The following is a 16,439-nucleotide window of genomic DNA, read 5'->3' on the forward strand; positions in this document are numbered from 1 at the left end:
GCGGCACCGAAGTGGTGCGGACACCGGGAAACGGTGCGACGCCAACCACCCGATTCGCTGTTCCGCGCCGGAAAATCCGACGGGGAGTTCCGGCGGCACGACCCTTACACCGTAGCCATTTGTGAATGCATGCACAAAGTCGGCGGGGGCGAGCGCACCGGAGGCGCAAACCTTCCCCGCCATCATTGCGGATGCCCCCCTGAAGTGCCAAAACGGGTGGTACAGGGCACGTGACCGACGTCGCCGGGCTCCGAGACCGGTCAGTTCCGCAGCGCGCGGCGGAAGCGCTCTTCCTCGACCTTCCAGAAGCCGTGCTCGACTCCATCGATCAAGATCACCGGGACGCGGTCGCCGTACTCGGCGCGCAGTTCCGAGTCGGCGTCGACATCGCTGACCGACCACGCGATGCCCAGCTCATCGCAGATCCGGCGCACGTCGGCGATCGCGTCGACGCAGGAGTGGCAGCCCTCGCGGGACATCACGGTCACCTCGTGCACGTCGCCTCCTCGGCGAGTCGTTCGAAGAATTTCGGCACTTCCAACGTACTCAGCCCGCGGCGCCGCGGAGACCGGGCTCACCGGCACGACCGAGCAGCTCACGTGCGCAAAATCACTCGGCGTGATCATGGTCATTCCGCCCGAACATCACGGAACGCGACCAGACCGTCACCGCAAAGATCTACCTACTTCTGAGTAACAACACGTATGCTGCTGCTCCAACGCCCATCCCGGTGGGTGTTAGCCAGTCGAGTGAAGGCCCGATCGAGCGGTACCGGCGCGACCCGTCGTAGCTGATCGGCCCCCGGATCAGGTGCCCGTCACGGGTACGACGACATGGTTGCCGGCCCGATGCGTCCCAGACCCACCAGCGCCGGTGAAGCCAACGAAGGCAGGAGGTCGCCGGAGATGAGCAGCCCCAAGACGCTCACACCCCCCGCCCCCGACACCGCAGACCTCACTCAACACGTCTCGCCGCGGCCGTTGAGTTCAACGCGCACGAACGTCTCCGTGCCGGACAGCTGGCCGACCGAGAAGTTCACCCCGGACACCTGGGCCTACGTCAGCGCGGCGCAGCAAGGCGACAACGACGCCTTCGGCAGGCTCTACGACGAGTACTCCCAGACCGTCTACCGGTACGTGCTGTTCAGGGTCAGCGACCACTGCCTGGCCGAGGACATCACCAGCGAGACCTTCCTGCGGGCGCTGCGGCGCATCGCCTCGATCAGCTACCAGGGCCGCGATGTGGCCGCCTGGTTCATCACCATCGCGAAGAACCTCATACTCGACCACATCAAGTCGAGCCGGAACCGCCTGGAGATCCCGACCTCCGAGGTCACCGACCACGTGCCCGCCAAGGGCTCGCACCTCGGACCCGAGCACCAGGTGCTGCTCGACGCCACCAACGACGAGCTGCTGCAGTGCATCCGGCAGCTCAACCCCGACCAGCGGGAATGCATCCGGCTGCGGTTCCTCAAGGACATGTCGGTGACCGAGACGGCCATCGCCATGCAACGCAACGAGGGCGCGGTCAAGGCCCTGCAGCACCGCGCGGTCCGCAGACTGGCGCAACTCCTGCCCGACGATCTCCGCTGACCACGATGTCCGTGGTCGTTCTGCGTAGCGGTGCGGGCGGGGGAACCTGAGCACCCCCGGCGGTGCCGGTGGCTCAGGTGGGGAAGGAAAAGGAGAAAGTGGCTCCGCCACTTCGAACCACATGGTGCTTGCCGATCCCGGCGGAGGTGCGCAATCGTGGCGCGGACGAGGTCTTAAGCTATGAGGCAGCCGCCCCGGACCGGGGCCGGTTGGCGATCACGGACTTCGCACACCACCACTCCGGAGGACCCTGGGAGGCGCGGCGGTGCCGACACGGCAGGGCTCGGCCGATGACGCGGACCACAACGGCATGCGCACGTCCAGCACAGAGCAGATCGACAGCGCGAAAGTAGCGGGTCGCGCCTCAGCCGAGGCGGCGGTTGCATCCGCCCCGGTTCAGGACGGCACGCTCACGACACCACCGGACCTGACCGCGGCGGCGTTCTTCGACGTCGACAACACGATGATGATGGGCGCCTCGCTGTTCCACTTCGCGCGAGGCCTGGCCGCCCGGAAGTTCTTCAACCCGGGTGACCTGGCCGGGTTCGCCTGGCAGCAGCTGAAGTTCCGGATCGGCGGCCGGGAGAACCCGCAGGACATCCAGGCCAGCCGCGAGCAGGCGCTGTCCTTCGTCGCCGGGCGCAGCGTCGAGGAGCTGGTCAACCTCAGCGAGGAGATCTACGACGAGCTGATGGCCGACCGGATCTGGGCGGGCACCCGCGCGCTCGCGCAGATGCACCTCGACGCCGGGCAGCGGGTGTGGCTGGTCACCGCCACGCCCGTCGAGCTGGCCTCGATCATCGCCCGGCGGCTCGGCCTGACCGGCGCGCTGGGCACGGTCTCCGAGAGCGAGAACGGCATCTACACCGGTCGCCTCGTCGGCGAGATGCTGCACGGCCGCGCCAAGGCCCACGCCGTGCGCGCGATCGCCGCCAGCGAGGGCCTGGACCTCCGCCGCTGCACCGCCTACTCCGACTCGGCCAACGACATCCCGATGCTGTCGGTGGTGGGCACCGCCGTGGCGGTCAACCCGGACCAGCGGCTGCGCGAGATCGCCCGTGCCCGGGACTGGGAGGTCCGCGACTTCCGCACCGGCCGCAAGGCCGTCCGCATCGGCCTCAACTCCATGCTCGGCGCAGGCGCCGCAGCCGGCGCGGTCGCAGCAGGCCTCGCCTACCGCCGCCGAGACCGCTCCTGACCAGCGCCGAAGGCAACGCAACTCCGCAGAACTGAGAGCTGTTGAAGAATGCGGCGGAGGCCGCTGTTCCAGGTGTGGGACTCAGCCCGCACCGCCGCAGGTTCTGAGCGGTTTCGTGGCGAGTACGCCGGGACGCCGTGTATTGGCATACATCAGGAGCGGCGCACGGAGTCCACGGAACCGCTCAGGTTCTGCTACCCGCACCGCCAAGCAGAGCAACTCTTGAACAGCTCCTATCCCGAAATGTCGACCATCCAGTTGACGTTGTGTCGATCGGTGCACATCCCGAACTCATCGCCCCACATCTGCTTCTCCAGCGGGACGTGGACCTGGCCGCCTTCGGCCAGCTTGACGAAGTAGCCGCGGAGCGCGTCGGCGTCGGCCGCCTCTCCGCTGATGCTGATCGAGAAGTTGCCGCCGGACGGGGCGGGCATGTCCGGCGGGGCGTCGGCCGCCATCAGCGTGAACCCGAGCTGCGTGATCAGGTTGCCGTGCATGATCTTGTCCGCGGACGGTCCGTCGGCCTGGCCGAACTGGCCGTAGGTGTTCAGCGTCAGTTCCCCGCCGAGGACCGACTGGTAGAACTCCAACGCCTGCCTGGCGTCACCGTTGAACTGCAGGTACGGGTTGAGCTTCGCCGCCACCGTGAATCGCCTCCAGCACTAGGGGTGCGGATGGGGCCGGCGCGGCGGCATCCCCGCCCGCCGCGCCGGCCCGCTACATCCTCGTCACGCGGCGGCGCCCCACGCACGCCCGACGGCCCCGGATCATCAGTCCGGGTGGACCTCAGCCGAGGAAGACGTTGGTGCGCTGCGACAGCAGCCGGTAGAGCGTCTGCTGGATGATCTCCCTGACCTGGTCGGACAGGCTGAACACCAGCATCGGGTCGTCCGCCGCGCCCTCCGGGTACCCGGAGGTCTCGATCGGCTCACCGAACTCGATGTACCACTTCGAGGGGAGCGGCACCGCGCCCAGCGGACCGAAGTGCGGGAACAGCGGCGTCACCGGGAAGTAGGGCAGGCCGAGCAGCCGGGCGATCGGCTTCAGGTCCGCCAGCTTCGGGTAGATCTCCTCGGCGCCCACGATCGCGCAGGGGATGATCGGAGCGCCGGTGCGCAGCGCGGCCGAGACGAACCCGCCGCGGCCGAAGCGCTGCAGCTTGTAGCGGTCCTTGAACGGTTTGCCGATGCCCTTGAAGCCCTCCGGCCACACCCCGACGATCTCGCCACCGGTCAGCAGCCGCTCGGCGTCGGGGTTGCAGGCCAGCGTGTGCCCGGCCTTGCGGGCCACCGCGCCCAGCATCGGCATCCGGAACACCAGGTCCGCGCCCAGCATCCGCAGGTGCCGCTCGGCGGGGTGGTGGTCGTGCAGCGCGACCGTGGTCATCAGCGCGTCCCACGGCAAGGTGCCCGAGTGGTTGGCGACGACCAGCGCGCCGTCATCGGGCACGTTGTGCGCGCCGATGGTCTCCACCCGGAACCACTTCTCGTAGAACGGGCGGATCAGCCGCAGGAAGACCTCGTCGGTAAGCTCCTCGTCGAAGCCGAACTCATCGACCCGGTAGTCGCCGAGCAGCCTGCGCCGGGCGAAGGCGAGCACGTCGATGACGGCCTCCTCCCAGCCCGGTTCGCCCGGGGAAGGGGGGATCCGGTCGCCGTTCTCCGGTCGCAACGGGATCACCTGCGCATCGGCCATCGCGCCTCCGTCTCGCCTTCCGCTCACCGCAGTCTCGACAGCAGTTCTCCGGCGCGCCGCTCCAGCGCCATGATGCTCTCCGGTTCCACGACCGGGCGCAGGCCGCGGCCGCGCACGAAGTCGTCGAACGCCTGCTGGGTGGTCCAGCGCGGGGTGAACCCGAAGGTCTCACGGAGCCGCGTGGTGTCCAGCACCCGGCCGAAGTTGAGGAAGCGCAGCTGCTCCGGCGAGAAGTCCACCAGCCGGGCGCTGCGGAACAGCTGCGTCACGGCGGGCACCGACGGGCTCGGCAACGGCAGCGCCACCCGGCCCGCGCGGCGGATCGCCTGCGACAGCATCAGCACCCCGTCACCGGCCACGTTGTAGACGCCGGTCTTGTCGCCCAGCGTCGCGCGCTCCAGCACGGCCAGCGCGTCCTCGGAGTGCAGCAGCTGGAAGCGCGCGTCGAAACCGAGGACGGTGGGCACCACCGGCAGCATGAAGTAGCGGGCCAGCATCGCGTCGATGCGCGGGCCGATCAGGTTCGAGAACCGCAGCGTCGTGATGTCCACGTCGGGCCGGCGGCGGCCGAAGCCGCGCACGTAGCCTTCGATCTCCACGGCGTCCTTGGCGTAGCCGGACGACGGCAGGTCCTTCGGCTCGATGTCCTCGGTGAACACCGCGGGATCGCGGGAGCTGGACCCGTAGACGGCACAGGTGGAGCGCACCACGACCTTGCGGACCCGCGGCGACTGCTGGCAGGCCGCCAGCAGCTGCATGGAGCCGATGACGTTCATGTCCTTGAGCGTCGCCCGGCCGCCGGGACCCGTGTGCGTGTTGATCGCCGCGTGCACCACGGTGTCGACCCCGGCGTTGTTGATCACCTTGCTGATCAGCGGGTTGCGGATGTCCGCGCGCACGAACTCGGTGCGCCCCATCCGCCGCATCAGGTCGCGGCCGGGCTGGACCGTGTCCACGCCGAGCACCCGATCGATCGCCGGGTCAGCCGCCAGCCGCGCCGCCAGGTGACCGCCCAGGAAGCGGCTCACACCCGTCACCAGCACGACGTTCGGCCCCATGTTCACCCCGCGCAGTCGAAGGAGTGCCGCCCGAGATCGATGCTACAGGCGGACCCGCCTCCCACCAGCCAGCCCGGAGTTACCGGGCGGGGTCGAAAAAGCAAAACCGCCGTCGACTCCGAGGGTCGACGGCGGATTTGGTCAGATCACTTGCCCAACTTGCGACGCTGGACGCGCGTCTTGCGAAGCAGCTTGCGGTGCTTCTTCTTGGACATACGCTTGCGGCGCTTCTTGATGACCGAGCCCATGCGGACTCCTTCACTCTTGACGGCGGTTCGAACGTCTTCCGTGCCGGAGCAGCTGCCAGGAGCGCATCAGGCACGACCAACCCAAAACTTTACCTGCCCTGGTCTCGGGCCTGCCGCCGTGGTCCGGCAAGCGCGGTTCGATCACCCCCAGGCGCGCCTGGGGGTGATCTTCACGAGCGGCTCAACCCGCGTCGTAGTAGGCGTGTTCGAGGTAGGCGTGGACGTCCTTCTCGGCCACGCGGAACGAGCGGCCCACCCTGGCGGCGGGCAGCTCGCCGGCGTGCACGAGCCGGTAGACCGTCATCTTCGACACCCGCATCAGCTTGGCCACCTCGGCGACGGTGAGGAACCGCACCTGGCCCATGCTCGGCGGTGCCTGGCGACCGGGTTCGGAGTTCGCAGACATGCTTCACCGTGCCCTCCACACGTGTCGCCCCCGGCGGCTTCCCCGTCCGCCGGAAACCTCACGCACGTGCTCCATCGAGACTAACGGGACACACAGCAATTGTTGAGTTGACTTTTTTCCCTGGGGGCGTCCGTGGTTGCGCTGCTTGGCGGTGCGGGTGGGGGAACCTGAGCGGTGCGAGCTGCTCAGGTGGGCACTGCGAAAGCACCTTCGGTGCTTGCCTGACGTCCGTCGGCGTTGCTCAGGTGAGGTGTTGAGGAACCGGCTTCCGGTCGTCAGTCGTCTTCTTCGTGGGCTTTGCCGAGTTCGATGGAGCGGTCTCGGGCTGCTTCGATGGCGTCGATGAGGGCTGCTCGGACTCCGTGCTTCTCCAGCTCGCGGATGCCGGCGATGGTGGTGCCCGCCGGGGAGGTGACCGCCTCGCGGAGCATGACCGGGTGCCCGCCGCCCTCGCGGAGCATGGCCGCAGCGCCGACCGCGGACTGGACGATGAGGTCGGCGGCCGTGGCGCGCGGGATGCCCAGCAGGATCCCGGCGTCGATCATGGCCTCGACCAGGTAGAAGAAGTACGCGGGACCCGAACCGGACAGCGCGGTGACCGCGTCCTGCTGGCTCTCCGGAACCCTCGCGACCTTGCCGACGCTGCCCAGCAGCTCCTCGACCAGGTCCAGGTCCCGGTCCGCGGCGTGCGCGCCACCGGAGATGGCGGCCATGGCCTCGCCGACCAGCATCGGGGTGTTCGGCATGACCCGGACGACCGCCGTGCCCTCGGGCAGCCGGCGCTCGAACAGCTTCGTCGGCAGGCCGGCGCACAGCGACACGACCAGCTTGCCGGCCGGGATCTTCGGCGCCATCTCGTCCAGCAGCGGCTCGATGTCCTGCGGCTTGACCGCCACCACGATCACGTCCGCGCGCTCCACCGCCGCGGGCACGTCCACGTGCGAGATGCCGTAGGTCTTCGTGAGCTCCTCGGCACGGGTCGGGAAGCGCTCGGTGAACAGCAGATCGGACGGGGCTCGTCCGGCTTTGATCAGGCCCGAGAGCAGGGCTTCTCCGATCTTTCCGGCTCCGAGCACGGCGATGGTCGTCATGAGGCTCAGGGTGCCAGACCACGCTGCGTGTCGGCCCCTCCCGTTGACCCGCACCGGCGGCTACTGTGTTTCGCACCACACATCGAAGGTCTTTCACCCCGCCGCCACCACGCGATCCCCACAGCGAAGGAGCTTCGACCATGTTGAGCACGATGAACGACGGCCCCCTCTCGATCGCCCGGATCATGCGGCAGGGCACCGGTCCGCACGGTGCCACCGCCGAGGTCGTGACCTGGACCGGGGCCGAGCCCCGGCGCAGCGGGTACGCCGAGATCGGCCGGGAAGCCGCGCGGCTGGCGCACGCGCTGCGCGGGCTCGGCGTCACCGGTGACCAGCGCGTCGGCACGTTCATGTGGAACAACGCCGAGCACCTGACCGCCTACCTCGCGGTGCCGTCCATGGGCGCGGTGCTGCACACCCTCAACATCCGGCTGTTCCCCGAGCAGCTGGTCTACGTCACCAACCACGCCGAGGACCACGTGGTGCTGGTCGACCACACCCTGCTGCCGCTGTTCGCCAAGCTGCTGCCCGAGATGAAGACCGTTCGGCACGCGGTCGTGGTCGGCGGCGACGCGAGCGCCCTGGAGGCGCCTGCGGGCGTCGAGGTGCACGGCTACGCGGACCTGCTGGCCGGGCAGCCGGAGGAGTTCGACTGGCCGGAGCTGGACGAGCGCTCCGCCGCGGCGATGTGCTACACGTCCGGGACCACCGCCAACCCCAAGGGCGTCGTCTACTCGCACCGCTCGATCTACCTGCACTCGATGCAGGTGTGCATGACCGACGGGATGGGTCTCAAGCAGGGCGACCGGGGTCTCGCGGTGGTGCCGATGTTCCACGCGATGTCGTGGGGCCTGCCCTACGCGGCGTTCATGGTGGGCGCCTCGATGATCATGCCGGACCGGTTCCTGCAGCCCGAACCGCTGGTGGCGATGATGGCCGCCGAACGCCCGACGATGGCCGCGGCGGTGCCGACCATCTGGCAGGGCGTGCTCGCGGAGCTGGAGAAGGAGCCCCGCGACATCTCCTCGCTGCACGAGGTCGTGATCGGCGGTTCGGCGTGCCCGCCGGCGATGATGCGGACCTTCCAGGAGGACTACGGCATCACGGTCGTGCACGCCTGGGGCATGACCGAGACCTCCCCGCTGGGCAGCCTCGCCCGGCCGCCCGCCGGAGTCACCGGTGAGGACGAGTGGGCCTACCGCGTCAGCCAGGGACGGCTGCCCGCCTCGGTGGAGGCGCGGCTGGTCGACGACGACGGCCGGATCCTGCAGTGGGACGGCCAGAGCGTCGGTGAGCTGGAGGTTCGCGGCCCGTGGGTCGCCCAGGCGTACTACGGCGACGACGATCCGGAGAAGTTCCACGACGGCTGGCTGCGCACCGGCGACGTCGGCTACCTGACGCCGGAGGGCTTCCTCCACCTGACCGACCGGGCCAAGGACGTCATCAAGTCCGGTGGCGAGTGGATCTCCTCGGTGGAGCTGGAGAACCAGGTCATGGCTCATCCGGCGGTGGCCGAGGCGATGGTCATCGGCGTCCCGGACGAGAAGTGGTCGGAGCGCCCGCTGGTGGCGGTCGTGCTGCGCGAGGGCGAGACCGCCGACCCGGCAGAGCTCCGCGAGTTCCTGTCCGGTTCGGTCGCGCGCTGGCAGCTGCCGGAGTACTGGACGTTCATCACCGAGGCGCCGAAGACCAGCGTCGGCAAGTTCGACAAGAAGCGCCTCCGCAAGCAGCACTCCGAAGGCGATCTCGAGGTCATCCACCTCTCCTGACCACCGCGGCGAGGGCCGGGGACGCGATTCCTGCGGAAATCAGATCCCCGATCTCCACTGAGATCGGGGATTCGATCTCGGCGGGGCCGGGGTTTTCCGAGCCCCGGCCCTCGCTGCCGCGTCAGGAGGGGGACAGGGCGAGCTGGCGGGCCTGGCAGATGAGGCGGCCGACCGAGTCGACGACCTGGACGTCCTCGTCGAACCACTGGCCGTGCACGGCCCGGCAGTCGACCAGCATGCGCAGCCACCCGTTGGCGGGGTGAGCGCGCAGGTAGGCGGTCAGCTGCACCGTCGGCGCCCAGCCGAAGCGGCCCATGTTCAGCGTGACCGGAACCGTGAGGTCCCCCGCGACCAGGCCGAACAGCAGGTCGGGCTGGCCTTCGCGCGGCTTGACCCACATCCGGTAGCGGGGCTCGCCGGTGCCGCCGTTAAGGAACTCGGCCGTGTTCGGGTCCAGCCGCATGTCGCAGACCTCCGCGAGGTGGAAGAACCTCGTGGACTGGCTGAGGTCGATGGCGTCCGGCGGCGGGTTGACCGGCATGGACGGCAGATCCGACCACTCCGGCTCGGCCGCGGGCATCCGCCCCGCGGTGACCGTCGCGTCGACGCACACCTGGCCGCGCTGCTCCAGCGCCGCGCGCACCACCGTGACGGTCTTGCCGGTCTTGAGCGCCTGCAACCGGATCATCACCGGCCCGACGCGCGGCGGACGCAGGTACTGCGCGCTGATCGACAGCGGTTCGAGCCCGCTGCCGTCGCTGACGGCTCTGGTGAGCAGTGCCAGCAAGTACCCGCCGTGCGGGTTGTCACCGACAGCCCAGTCCGGGTGGAGGTTCGCGACGTAACTGCCGTCGCCGAGCGAACGCACCGAAGTGGCCGCGGAGAACGGATCCTGGACCTCGGTCACGTGGGATCCACCGGTCGAACGCCCACTACGCGCAACGAGTTCATGGTCGAAGATTCTAATGACCTTCGCCGAAGTTGATCATCAGGTATCGGTTAGCGGCCCTAAGCTCCCAGCGGCTCCAGGTGCAGACGGGCGAACAGCAGCGCTTCGGCGAGGATTTCCGCTCGTTGCTGGGGATTCCGCGCCTTGCGGGTGTTGACCTCCAGCACCACCGAACCGTCGTAGCCGTCGGCCGCCAGCGCCTCGCAGACCTCCGCGCACGGCTGGCTCCCCTGACCGGGGAGCAGGTGCTCGTCGCGGGAAGCGCCGGTGCCGTCGGCGAGGTGGACGTGGGCGAGGCCGTCGCGCATCCGCTTGAGCAGTTCGATGGCGTCCACGTGCGCCGCGGCGGCGTGCGAGAGGTCCAGCGTGTAGTTGCGGAAGCCCACGTCCGTGGGGTCCGGCGAGGGCTTGAACGCCGAGAGGCCGCTGTTGGTCCGGCCGCTGCGGAGCCGGTTGAGCGTGTTCGGCGGGCGCAGCGGGAACATGTTCTCCACCGCGATCTTGAGGCCGCTGGTCTCCTCCAGCTCCTCGACCAGCTCCGGGAACGCGTCGGCGTAGCGGCGCTGCCAGCGGAACGGCGGGTGCACCACGACCGTCGAAGCGCCCAGCTCGCCGGCCACCACCACGGCCTTGCGCAGGCGCTCCTCGGGTTCCGGCGACCACACGCGCTGGGTGATCAGCAGGCAGGGCGCGTGCACCGCGAGCACCGGCACGCCGTGCTGCTGCGACAACCGGCTCAGCGCGTCGACGTCCTGGCTGACCGCATCGGCCCAGACCATCACCTCGACCCCGTCGAAACCGAGGTCGGCGGACATCTCGAAGGCCGCGCGAGCAGGTTGCGGCCACACCGAGGCGCTGGACAGCCCCACCGGAATCCGCCCGGGGGTGTCCTGGCGCTCAGGCCGCGATGGTTGTCCCGTCATCTCGAACCAAGCATGACCCACGGCCCCGGTGAGGTTGCGCGGCGGTGGGCCGTCCGGCCTCGCACCGCCCGGCGTTCACCTGTCCGAGCCAACACCGACAACCTCTCACTGATTGATCAACAGCAACGCGGCCGGTGACACCGTGCAGAACAGGCCGACCAGCACCGAGAGCAGGATGGTCTGCAGATCGTTGGTGCGGAAGAACTTCCACGCAACGAGCACCAAAAGGCCGGTGAACACCAGTGCCGCGCCGAACGCGGCGATGGTCGCGTTGATCCACAGCCAGCGGAAGCCCACCCACACGGCACCGCCGCCGACCAGGCCGAGGACGCCCTGCAGCGCGAGCGTGCCCCACTCCTTGCCCGCCGACGGCGGGCGGTCGGCCTCGTCCGGGTCGTAGTCGTCGTTGAGCCCGGCGGGGGCGGAGCTGTCGTAATCCTCGTCGTAGGCCTGGTCGTACGGCTCGTCGTAGGGCTGCTCGTAGGCGCCGGAGTAGCTCTGCTCGGAGTCGTCGAAGGACTCGTAGTCGTACGGGTCGGCGTTGGGCTCGGCCTGCGCCGGGTACGCCTGATCAGCACCGCCGTCTATGCGCGGGAGCTGCTCGGTGAAGTTCTCCGGCAGCTGCGGCGGACCAGCGGGCGCCATCGGCGGCCCCGACCGGGCGGGCGGTGTCGGCAGCGCCGGCTGCCGGATGGTCGCCTCGGCGTCACCGCTCGGCGCGGAGGGCGCCGGCGGGTTCGAGGCGGCGCTGCCCGTGCTGCCGAAGCGCTGTGCCCAGTACCCGGCGCTGCCGGGCTTGGGACCGGCCTCCGCCGGTGGTTCGGCCGCAGGGCGCGCGGGCGGCGCGCTGGGCGGTGACACCGGTCCGGCGGCCTGCGGCGGGTTCGCCGGGGGCTGCGCGGCCGGAGGTTGGGGAGCCGGCGGCTGAGCGGCGGGGGCCTGGGCCGCCGGTGGTGCCGCCGGGGGCTGGGCCGCCGGCGGCTGAGCGGGCGGTGGGCTGGCCGGAGCCGCCTGGGGCGGGGTGGCGGCCGGTCCGCCCTGCCTGCGGCTGGGCGGCGGCTCCTCGTCCGGCTTGACCGGGCGCATCTTGCCGCTGTCGGACAGCACCCGGTTGATGATCTCCTGAGGCGCCGTCTCGGTCGGGTCCTCGGCCTTCCTGCGCCGGCGCCGGGAGCCCTTCTCCGAGCTGCCGCCGTACTCGGCGAGCAGCTCTGCAACGGTGCGCTGGGTGGGCTGGTCCGCCCCGCTGTCCCGACTCATCGTTCCCACCGTGCCCCGTGCCGCGTTCGCAGTCCAGTTCCGTCCACCGGTGCCTCGGTTTCATCCCGTGTCGGGCCGGACGCATTCTCCTGCGCCGGCACGAGCCCGTCCGTGCCCCCCGCACGCACCGGAACGCCGCTCTTGAACGCAGTGTGACTATCTCCGTTGGTGTGGTCCAGCCGCCGAAGGATGACTCCCTCCCGCAGCGCCCACGGGCAGATCTCGAGCTCGGTGACTCCCAGGGCCTTCATCGCGGCCTCCGCGACCAGCGCACCTCCGACGAGCTGGTGCGACCGCGCGGCGCTCACACCGTCGAGCGCGGCCAGGTCGCTGGCGGACATGCGTGTGATGAACGCCAAGAGCTGCCGCAGCCCCGTGTCGGTCAGCGTGCGCGACACGCGCTGCCCCGCCGAGGACGGCGCAGCACCGGTCAACCGGGCCAGCGAGCGGAACGTCTTCGACGACGCCACCACCCGGTCCGGCCTGGCCAGCTTGCGGAACTTCTTGGCGGTGGGCGCCAGCTGGCCTTCCAGCCAGTCCCGCGCCTTCTTGATCTCGTCCTGCTTCGGCGGGTCCTTGAGCATCGTGCGGCTCATCCGGCCCGCGCCCAGCGGCAGCGAGACCGCCAGGTCCGGCTGCTCGTCGATGCCCAGCGCCATCTCCAGCGAACCGCCACCGATGTCGAGCAGCAGCAGGTTGCCCGCCGACCAGCCGTACCAGCGGCGGGCCGCGAGGAAGGTGTAGCGGGCCTCGTCCTCGCCCGGCAGCACCTCCAGTTCGACCCCGGTCTCGGCGCGCAACCGGTCCAGGACCTCCACCGCGTTGTCCGCGTCGCGGATCGCCGAGGTCGCGAAGGCCATCAGCTCGTCGCAACCGGCCACCACGGCCGAATCCCGGGCTTCGGAGATCGTCCGGATCAGTTCGTCGGCGTCGTCGTCGGAGAGCCGCCCGTGGTGCGCACCGATCCGCTCGGCGAGCCGCAGCACGGTCTTCTCCGATGTCATCGGGGTCGGATGCGCACCGCGGTGCGCGTCCACCACGAGCAGGTGGACGGTGTTGGATCCGACGTCGAGGACCCCTAGGCGCATGACCGACAAATTACCGGCTGCGCATGCCCCGGGGCGGCAGGTGGGCGGGAAACTGCGTTCCGGAACACTCCCGCCACGCCCGCCACCAGGTCAGCAGCCCCTCGGGAATGCGACCGGTCACACCCGGTCGGCTCAGGCCTCGAACTTGTAGCCAAGACCACGCACTGTGATCAGGTAGCGCGGATCCGCGGGGTCCGGTTCGACCTTCGAGCGAAGCCGCTTGACGTGCACATCGAGGGTCTTGGTGTCGCCGACGTAGTCCGCGCCCCACACCCGATCGATGAGCTGACCGCGGGTGAGCACCCGGCCGACGTTGCGCAGCAGGTACTCCAGGAGGTCGAACTCCTTGAGCGGAAGGCTCACGTCCTCGCCCTCGACGGTCACCACGTGCCGCTCGACGTCCAGCCGAACCGGTCCCGCGGCCAGCACCTGCGGCTGCAGCTCCTCGGCCTCACCGCGGCGGCGCAGCACGGCGCGCACGCGGGCGATCAGCTCGCGCGCCGAGTAGGGCTTGGTGACGTAGTCGTCGGCTCCCAGCTCCAGACCCACGACCTTGTCGATCTCGCTGTCGCGCGCGGTCACCATGATCACCGGGACCGCGGAGCGCTGCCGCAGCTGCTTGCACACGTCGGTGCCGCTCATCCCGGGCAGCATCAGGTCGAGAAGCACTATGTCCGCGCCGTTGCGGTCGAACTCGTCCAGGGCATCGGTGCCGTTGGTCGCGACGGCGGCCGTGAAGCCCTCCTTGCGGAGCAGGAAGGCAAGTGGGTCGGCGAAGGACTCCTCGTCCTCCACGATCAACACTCTGGTCACCGGACTCCTCCCGTTTCGACGGTTGTCACGCCGTCCGCACTTTCGGTGATCGACCGCGCGGCTGGTGCCGCCCGATCCGGTTCGGTGGTCGCCTCGTCGCCATCGACCTCGCCGGTGCCGTGCCTGGGCACCCGGACGGTGAAGGTGGAGCCCGTCCCCGGCCTGCTCCACAGCTTCACCTCGCCTCCGTGGTTCGCGGCGACGTGCTTGACGATGGCCAGCCCCAAACCTGTACCGCCGGTGGCCCGCGAGCGAGCGGGATCCACCCGGAAGAACCGCTCGAACACCCTTTCGTGGTGTTCGGGTTCGATCCCGATACCGCGGTCGGTGACCGCGATCTCGACGAAGTCCTCGGACAGCCGGCGCGAGATCGACACCGGGCTCCCGTGGGGCGAGTAGTGGACCGCGTTGGTGATCAGGTTCGTCAGCGCGGTGACCAGCAGCGCCCGGTCGCCTTCCAGCAGGTACCCGGACGGCCCGTCCACCGCGATCTCGATGCCCGCGGACTCGGCGGCCAGCCGGGACCGGCTCAGCGCCTCCTCGACGACCTCGTCCACCTCGACCGAGCCGAGCTCCGGCAGGCGCTCCGCGCCCTGCAGGCGGGACAGCGCGATCAGCTCGGAGACGAGCGTCCCGAGGCGGGTCGACTCGTGCAGGATCTTGGTGGAGAAGCGCCGGACCTCCTCCGGGTCCTCGGCGGTGTCCAGCAGCGCCTCGGCCAGCAGCGCCAGCGCGCCCACCGGGGTCTTGAGCTCGTGGCTGACGTTGGCCACGAAGTCCCGCCGGGTCGCCTCCAGGCGCACCGAGTCGGACTGGTCCGCTGCGTCGACGACGGTGAAGCCGTCACCGAGCGGGCGGACGTCGCCGATCACGGCGGCCGGACCGCGTCCGGCCAGCGAGGCGCGCCCGTCCAGCGGGCAGAGGTCGACGGTCACCGTCTCCCCGGTCCTGCGCGCCTGCTCGGCGGCCTTCTGCGCCCGGGGGTCGGCTCGGTAGTCGTGGATCACGCCCAGCTCGGCGGCGCGCGGGTTGTGCAGCACCACGTCGCCGAAGCGGTTGAGCAGCACGACGCCGCTGGTGCTGGTGTGCACCTGGCGCTGGAGGAGCTCTGCGACGGTGGGGCCTTGCGGCTGGGACTTGCGGTAGGGCCGGGGTCCTCCGGCTGCCAAGAATCCGCCGACCGCGCCCAGCAGGAGCGCGGCGATGATCAGGGCGGTGTAGCCCAAAGCGGTCACATCTGCATCGTAAGCAAGCGCGGGTGGGGAAAGGCCAGTCCACAAGGGCGTTCAGTGACGCCCGTGACACGAATCGGGCCGTTCTTCACCTCTGGTTCATCCCCTGCTCGGAGCGGGTTCAGCTACCGACCGAGCCTCGGTAGCGCTCCGTTCCCCGAGTGGGCGATTTCTCGCCACTCATCACCCACGTGAGTGACGCGTGGAGGGCACCTCGGATTCGTGCCGGGGTGCCCTCCGAAGCGGTCCGCGGTTCAGCGGCCCTGGTTCGCCACGGCGGCGGCGGCCTTCGCAGCGGCCTCCGGGTCCAGGTAGGTGCCGCCCGGGTTGGTGGGCTTGAAGTTCTCGTCCAGGTCGTAGCGCAGCGGGATTCCGGTGGGGATGTTCAGCCCCGCGATGCTCTCGTCGGAGATCCCGTCCAGGTGCTTGACCAGCGCGCGCAGGGAGTTGCCGTGCGCGGCGACCAGCACGGTCTTGCCGGCCTGGAGGTCCGGGACGATCGCCGACTCCCAGTACGGCAGCAGCCGGGCCACGACGTCCTTGAGGCACTCCGTGCGCGGCATGTCGGCGCCGAGGTCGGCGTAGCGCGGGTCGGAGTCCTGGCTGAACTCGTCGCCGAGCTCGATCTCCGGCGGCGGGGTGTCGTAGGAGCGCCGCCAGAGCATGAACTGCTCCTCGCCGTAGGTCTCCAGCGTCTGCTTCTTGTTCTTGCCCTGCAGAGCGCCGTAGTGGCGCTCGTTGAGCCGCCAGTCGCGCTTGACCGGGATCCAGTGGCGGTCAGCGCCGTCGAGGGCGATGTTCGCGGTGGAGATCGCGCGCCGCAGCAGCGAGGTGTGCAGCACGTCCGGCAGCACGCCCGCCTCGCGCAGCAGCTCACCGCCGCGCTTGGCCTCGGCCTGGCCCTTGTCCGACAGCGGGACGTCCACCCAGCCCGTGAACAGGTTCTCGGCGTTCCACGTGCTCTCACCGTGCCGCAGCAGCACCAAAGTCGAAGTCATGACCCCAGGCTATCCGCACCCCTGAGCAGCGCAGCGAGGTTGTGAGCTTCACCCGAGAGTTACTCGATCACCGTACGACTGTGACACGACCGTGGCGTTAGTCACTTTCCGTGGAAGAT

The 16,439-nt window shown here is 69.8% G+C and carries 17 protein-coding genes; 3 read left to right on the forward strand and 14 right to left on the reverse strand.

From position 1 onward, the window contains the following. Positions 1-260: 260 nt before the first annotated feature. Complete coding sequence (locus tag E1181_RS00350; protein ID WP_132672081.1) at positions 261-479, reverse strand: glutaredoxin family protein; 219 nt, start codon at positions 477-479, stop codon at positions 261-263. Between the two features lie 426 nt (positions 480-905). Here E1181_RS00350 and E1181_RS00355 point away from each other — a divergent pair, with 426 nt between their 5' ends. Together E1181_RS00355 and E1181_RS00360 are read left to right on the forward strand one after the other, a co-directional pair. After that, positions 906-1,592 carry a sigma-70 family RNA polymerase sigma factor gene (locus E1181_RS00355; protein WP_132671828.1) on the forward strand — a complete coding sequence of 229 codons (687 nt, stop codon included), beginning with the start codon at positions 906-908 and terminating at the stop codon, positions 1,590-1,592. Between the two features lie 310 nt (positions 1,593-1,902). Continuing rightward, a complete protein-coding gene (locus E1181_RS00360) occupies positions 1,903-2,790 on the forward strand; it encodes an HAD family hydrolase (protein WP_132672082.1) in 888 nt (295 codons plus the stop codon). Between the two features lie 233 nt (positions 2,791-3,023). Here E1181_RS00360 and E1181_RS00365 read toward each other — a convergent pair whose 3' ends face one another. The 6 genes from E1181_RS00365 to proC form a co-directional block, all read right to left on the reverse strand. After that, positions 3,024-3,434 carry a VOC family protein gene (locus E1181_RS00365; RefSeq protein WP_132671829.1) on the reverse strand — a complete coding sequence of 137 codons (411 nt, stop codon included), beginning with the start codon at positions 3,432-3,434 and terminating at the stop codon, positions 3,024-3,026. Between the two features lie 142 nt (positions 3,435-3,576). After that, the gene (locus E1181_RS00370) at positions 3,577-4,485 is read right to left on the reverse strand and encodes a lysophospholipid acyltransferase family protein (RefSeq protein ID WP_132671830.1); all 909 of its coding nucleotides are present in this window, start codon (positions 4,483-4,485) and stop codon (positions 3,577-3,579) included. 23 nt (positions 4,486-4,508) lie between these two features. Then, positions 4,509-5,543, reverse strand: a complete 1,035-nt coding sequence (locus E1181_RS00375; protein WP_132671831.1) for an NAD-dependent epimerase/dehydratase family protein — start codon at positions 5,541-5,543, stop codon at positions 4,509-4,511. Between the two features lie 146 nt (positions 5,544-5,689). Continuing rightward, on the reverse strand, positions 5,690-5,791 hold the full coding sequence (locus E1181_RS00380; RefSeq protein WP_010241351.1) for a 30S ribosomal protein bS22: 102 nt from the start codon (positions 5,789-5,791) through the stop codon (positions 5,690-5,692). Between the two features lie 181 nt (positions 5,792-5,972). After that, the gene (locus E1181_RS00385; protein WP_132621425.1) at positions 5,973-6,197 is read right to left on the reverse strand and encodes a helix-turn-helix domain-containing protein; all 225 of its coding nucleotides are present in this window, start codon (positions 6,195-6,197) and stop codon (positions 5,973-5,975) included. A gap of 275 nt (positions 6,198-6,472) precedes the next feature. Then, positions 6,473-7,288, reverse strand: a complete 816-nt coding sequence (gene proC, locus E1181_RS00390) for a pyrroline-5-carboxylate reductase (protein ID WP_132671832.1) — start codon at positions 7,286-7,288, stop codon at positions 6,473-6,475. 140 nt (positions 7,289-7,428) lie between these two features. Between proC and E1181_RS00395 the strand changes: the two genes are divergently transcribed. Continuing rightward, positions 7,429-9,057, forward strand: coding sequence for a long-chain fatty acid--CoA ligase (locus E1181_RS00395; protein WP_132671833.1), 1,629 nt, complete (start codon positions 7,429-7,431; stop codon positions 9,055-9,057). A gap of 121 nt (positions 9,058-9,178) precedes the next feature. Here E1181_RS00395 and E1181_RS00400 read toward each other — a convergent pair whose 3' ends face one another. From E1181_RS00400 to E1181_RS00430, 7 genes are all read right to left on the reverse strand, one after another. Next, on the reverse strand, positions 9,179-9,964 hold the full coding sequence (locus E1181_RS00400) for a thioesterase family protein (protein ID WP_132671834.1): 786 nt from the start codon (positions 9,962-9,964) through the stop codon (positions 9,179-9,181). 101 nt (positions 9,965-10,065) lie between these two features. Further along, positions 10,066-10,929, reverse strand: a complete 864-nt coding sequence (locus E1181_RS00405) for a sugar phosphate isomerase/epimerase family protein (protein ID WP_132671835.1) — start codon at positions 10,927-10,929, stop codon at positions 10,066-10,068. 105 nt (positions 10,930-11,034) lie between these two features. Beyond that, on the reverse strand, positions 11,035-12,189 hold the full coding sequence (locus E1181_RS00410) for a hypothetical protein (protein WP_132671836.1): 1,155 nt from the start codon (positions 12,187-12,189) through the stop codon (positions 11,035-11,037). Beyond that, the gene (locus tag E1181_RS00415; RefSeq protein WP_132671837.1) at positions 12,186-13,277 is read right to left on the reverse strand and encodes a Ppx/GppA phosphatase family protein; all 1,092 of its coding nucleotides are present in this window, start codon (positions 13,275-13,277) and stop codon (positions 12,186-12,188) included. The genes E1181_RS00410 and E1181_RS00415 overlap by 4 nt, the downstream gene beginning before the upstream one ends. 132 nt (positions 13,278-13,409) lie before the next feature. Next, positions 13,410-14,090 (reverse strand): response regulator transcription factor, encoded by a 681-nt coding sequence (locus E1181_RS00420; RefSeq protein ID WP_132621411.1) that lies wholly within the window; start codon positions 14,088-14,090, stop codon positions 13,410-13,412. After that, complete coding sequence (locus E1181_RS00425; protein WP_207921944.1) at positions 14,087-15,325, reverse strand: sensor histidine kinase; 1,239 nt, start codon at positions 15,323-15,325, stop codon at positions 14,087-14,089. Before E1181_RS00425 ends, E1181_RS00420 begins: the two co-directional genes overlap by 4 nt. A 251-nt stretch (positions 15,326-15,576) precedes the next feature. Beyond that, positions 15,577-16,320 (reverse strand): phosphoglyceromutase, encoded by a 744-nt coding sequence (locus tag E1181_RS00430; protein WP_132671838.1) that lies wholly within the window; start codon positions 16,318-16,320, stop codon positions 15,577-15,579. Positions 16,321-16,439 lie beyond the last annotated feature (119 nt).

Origin of the sequence: Saccharopolyspora terrae, from assembly GCF_004348435.1 — a bacterium.
Lineage (GTDB): Bacteria > Actinomycetota > Actinomycetes > Mycobacteriales > Pseudonocardiaceae > Saccharopolyspora > Saccharopolyspora endophytica.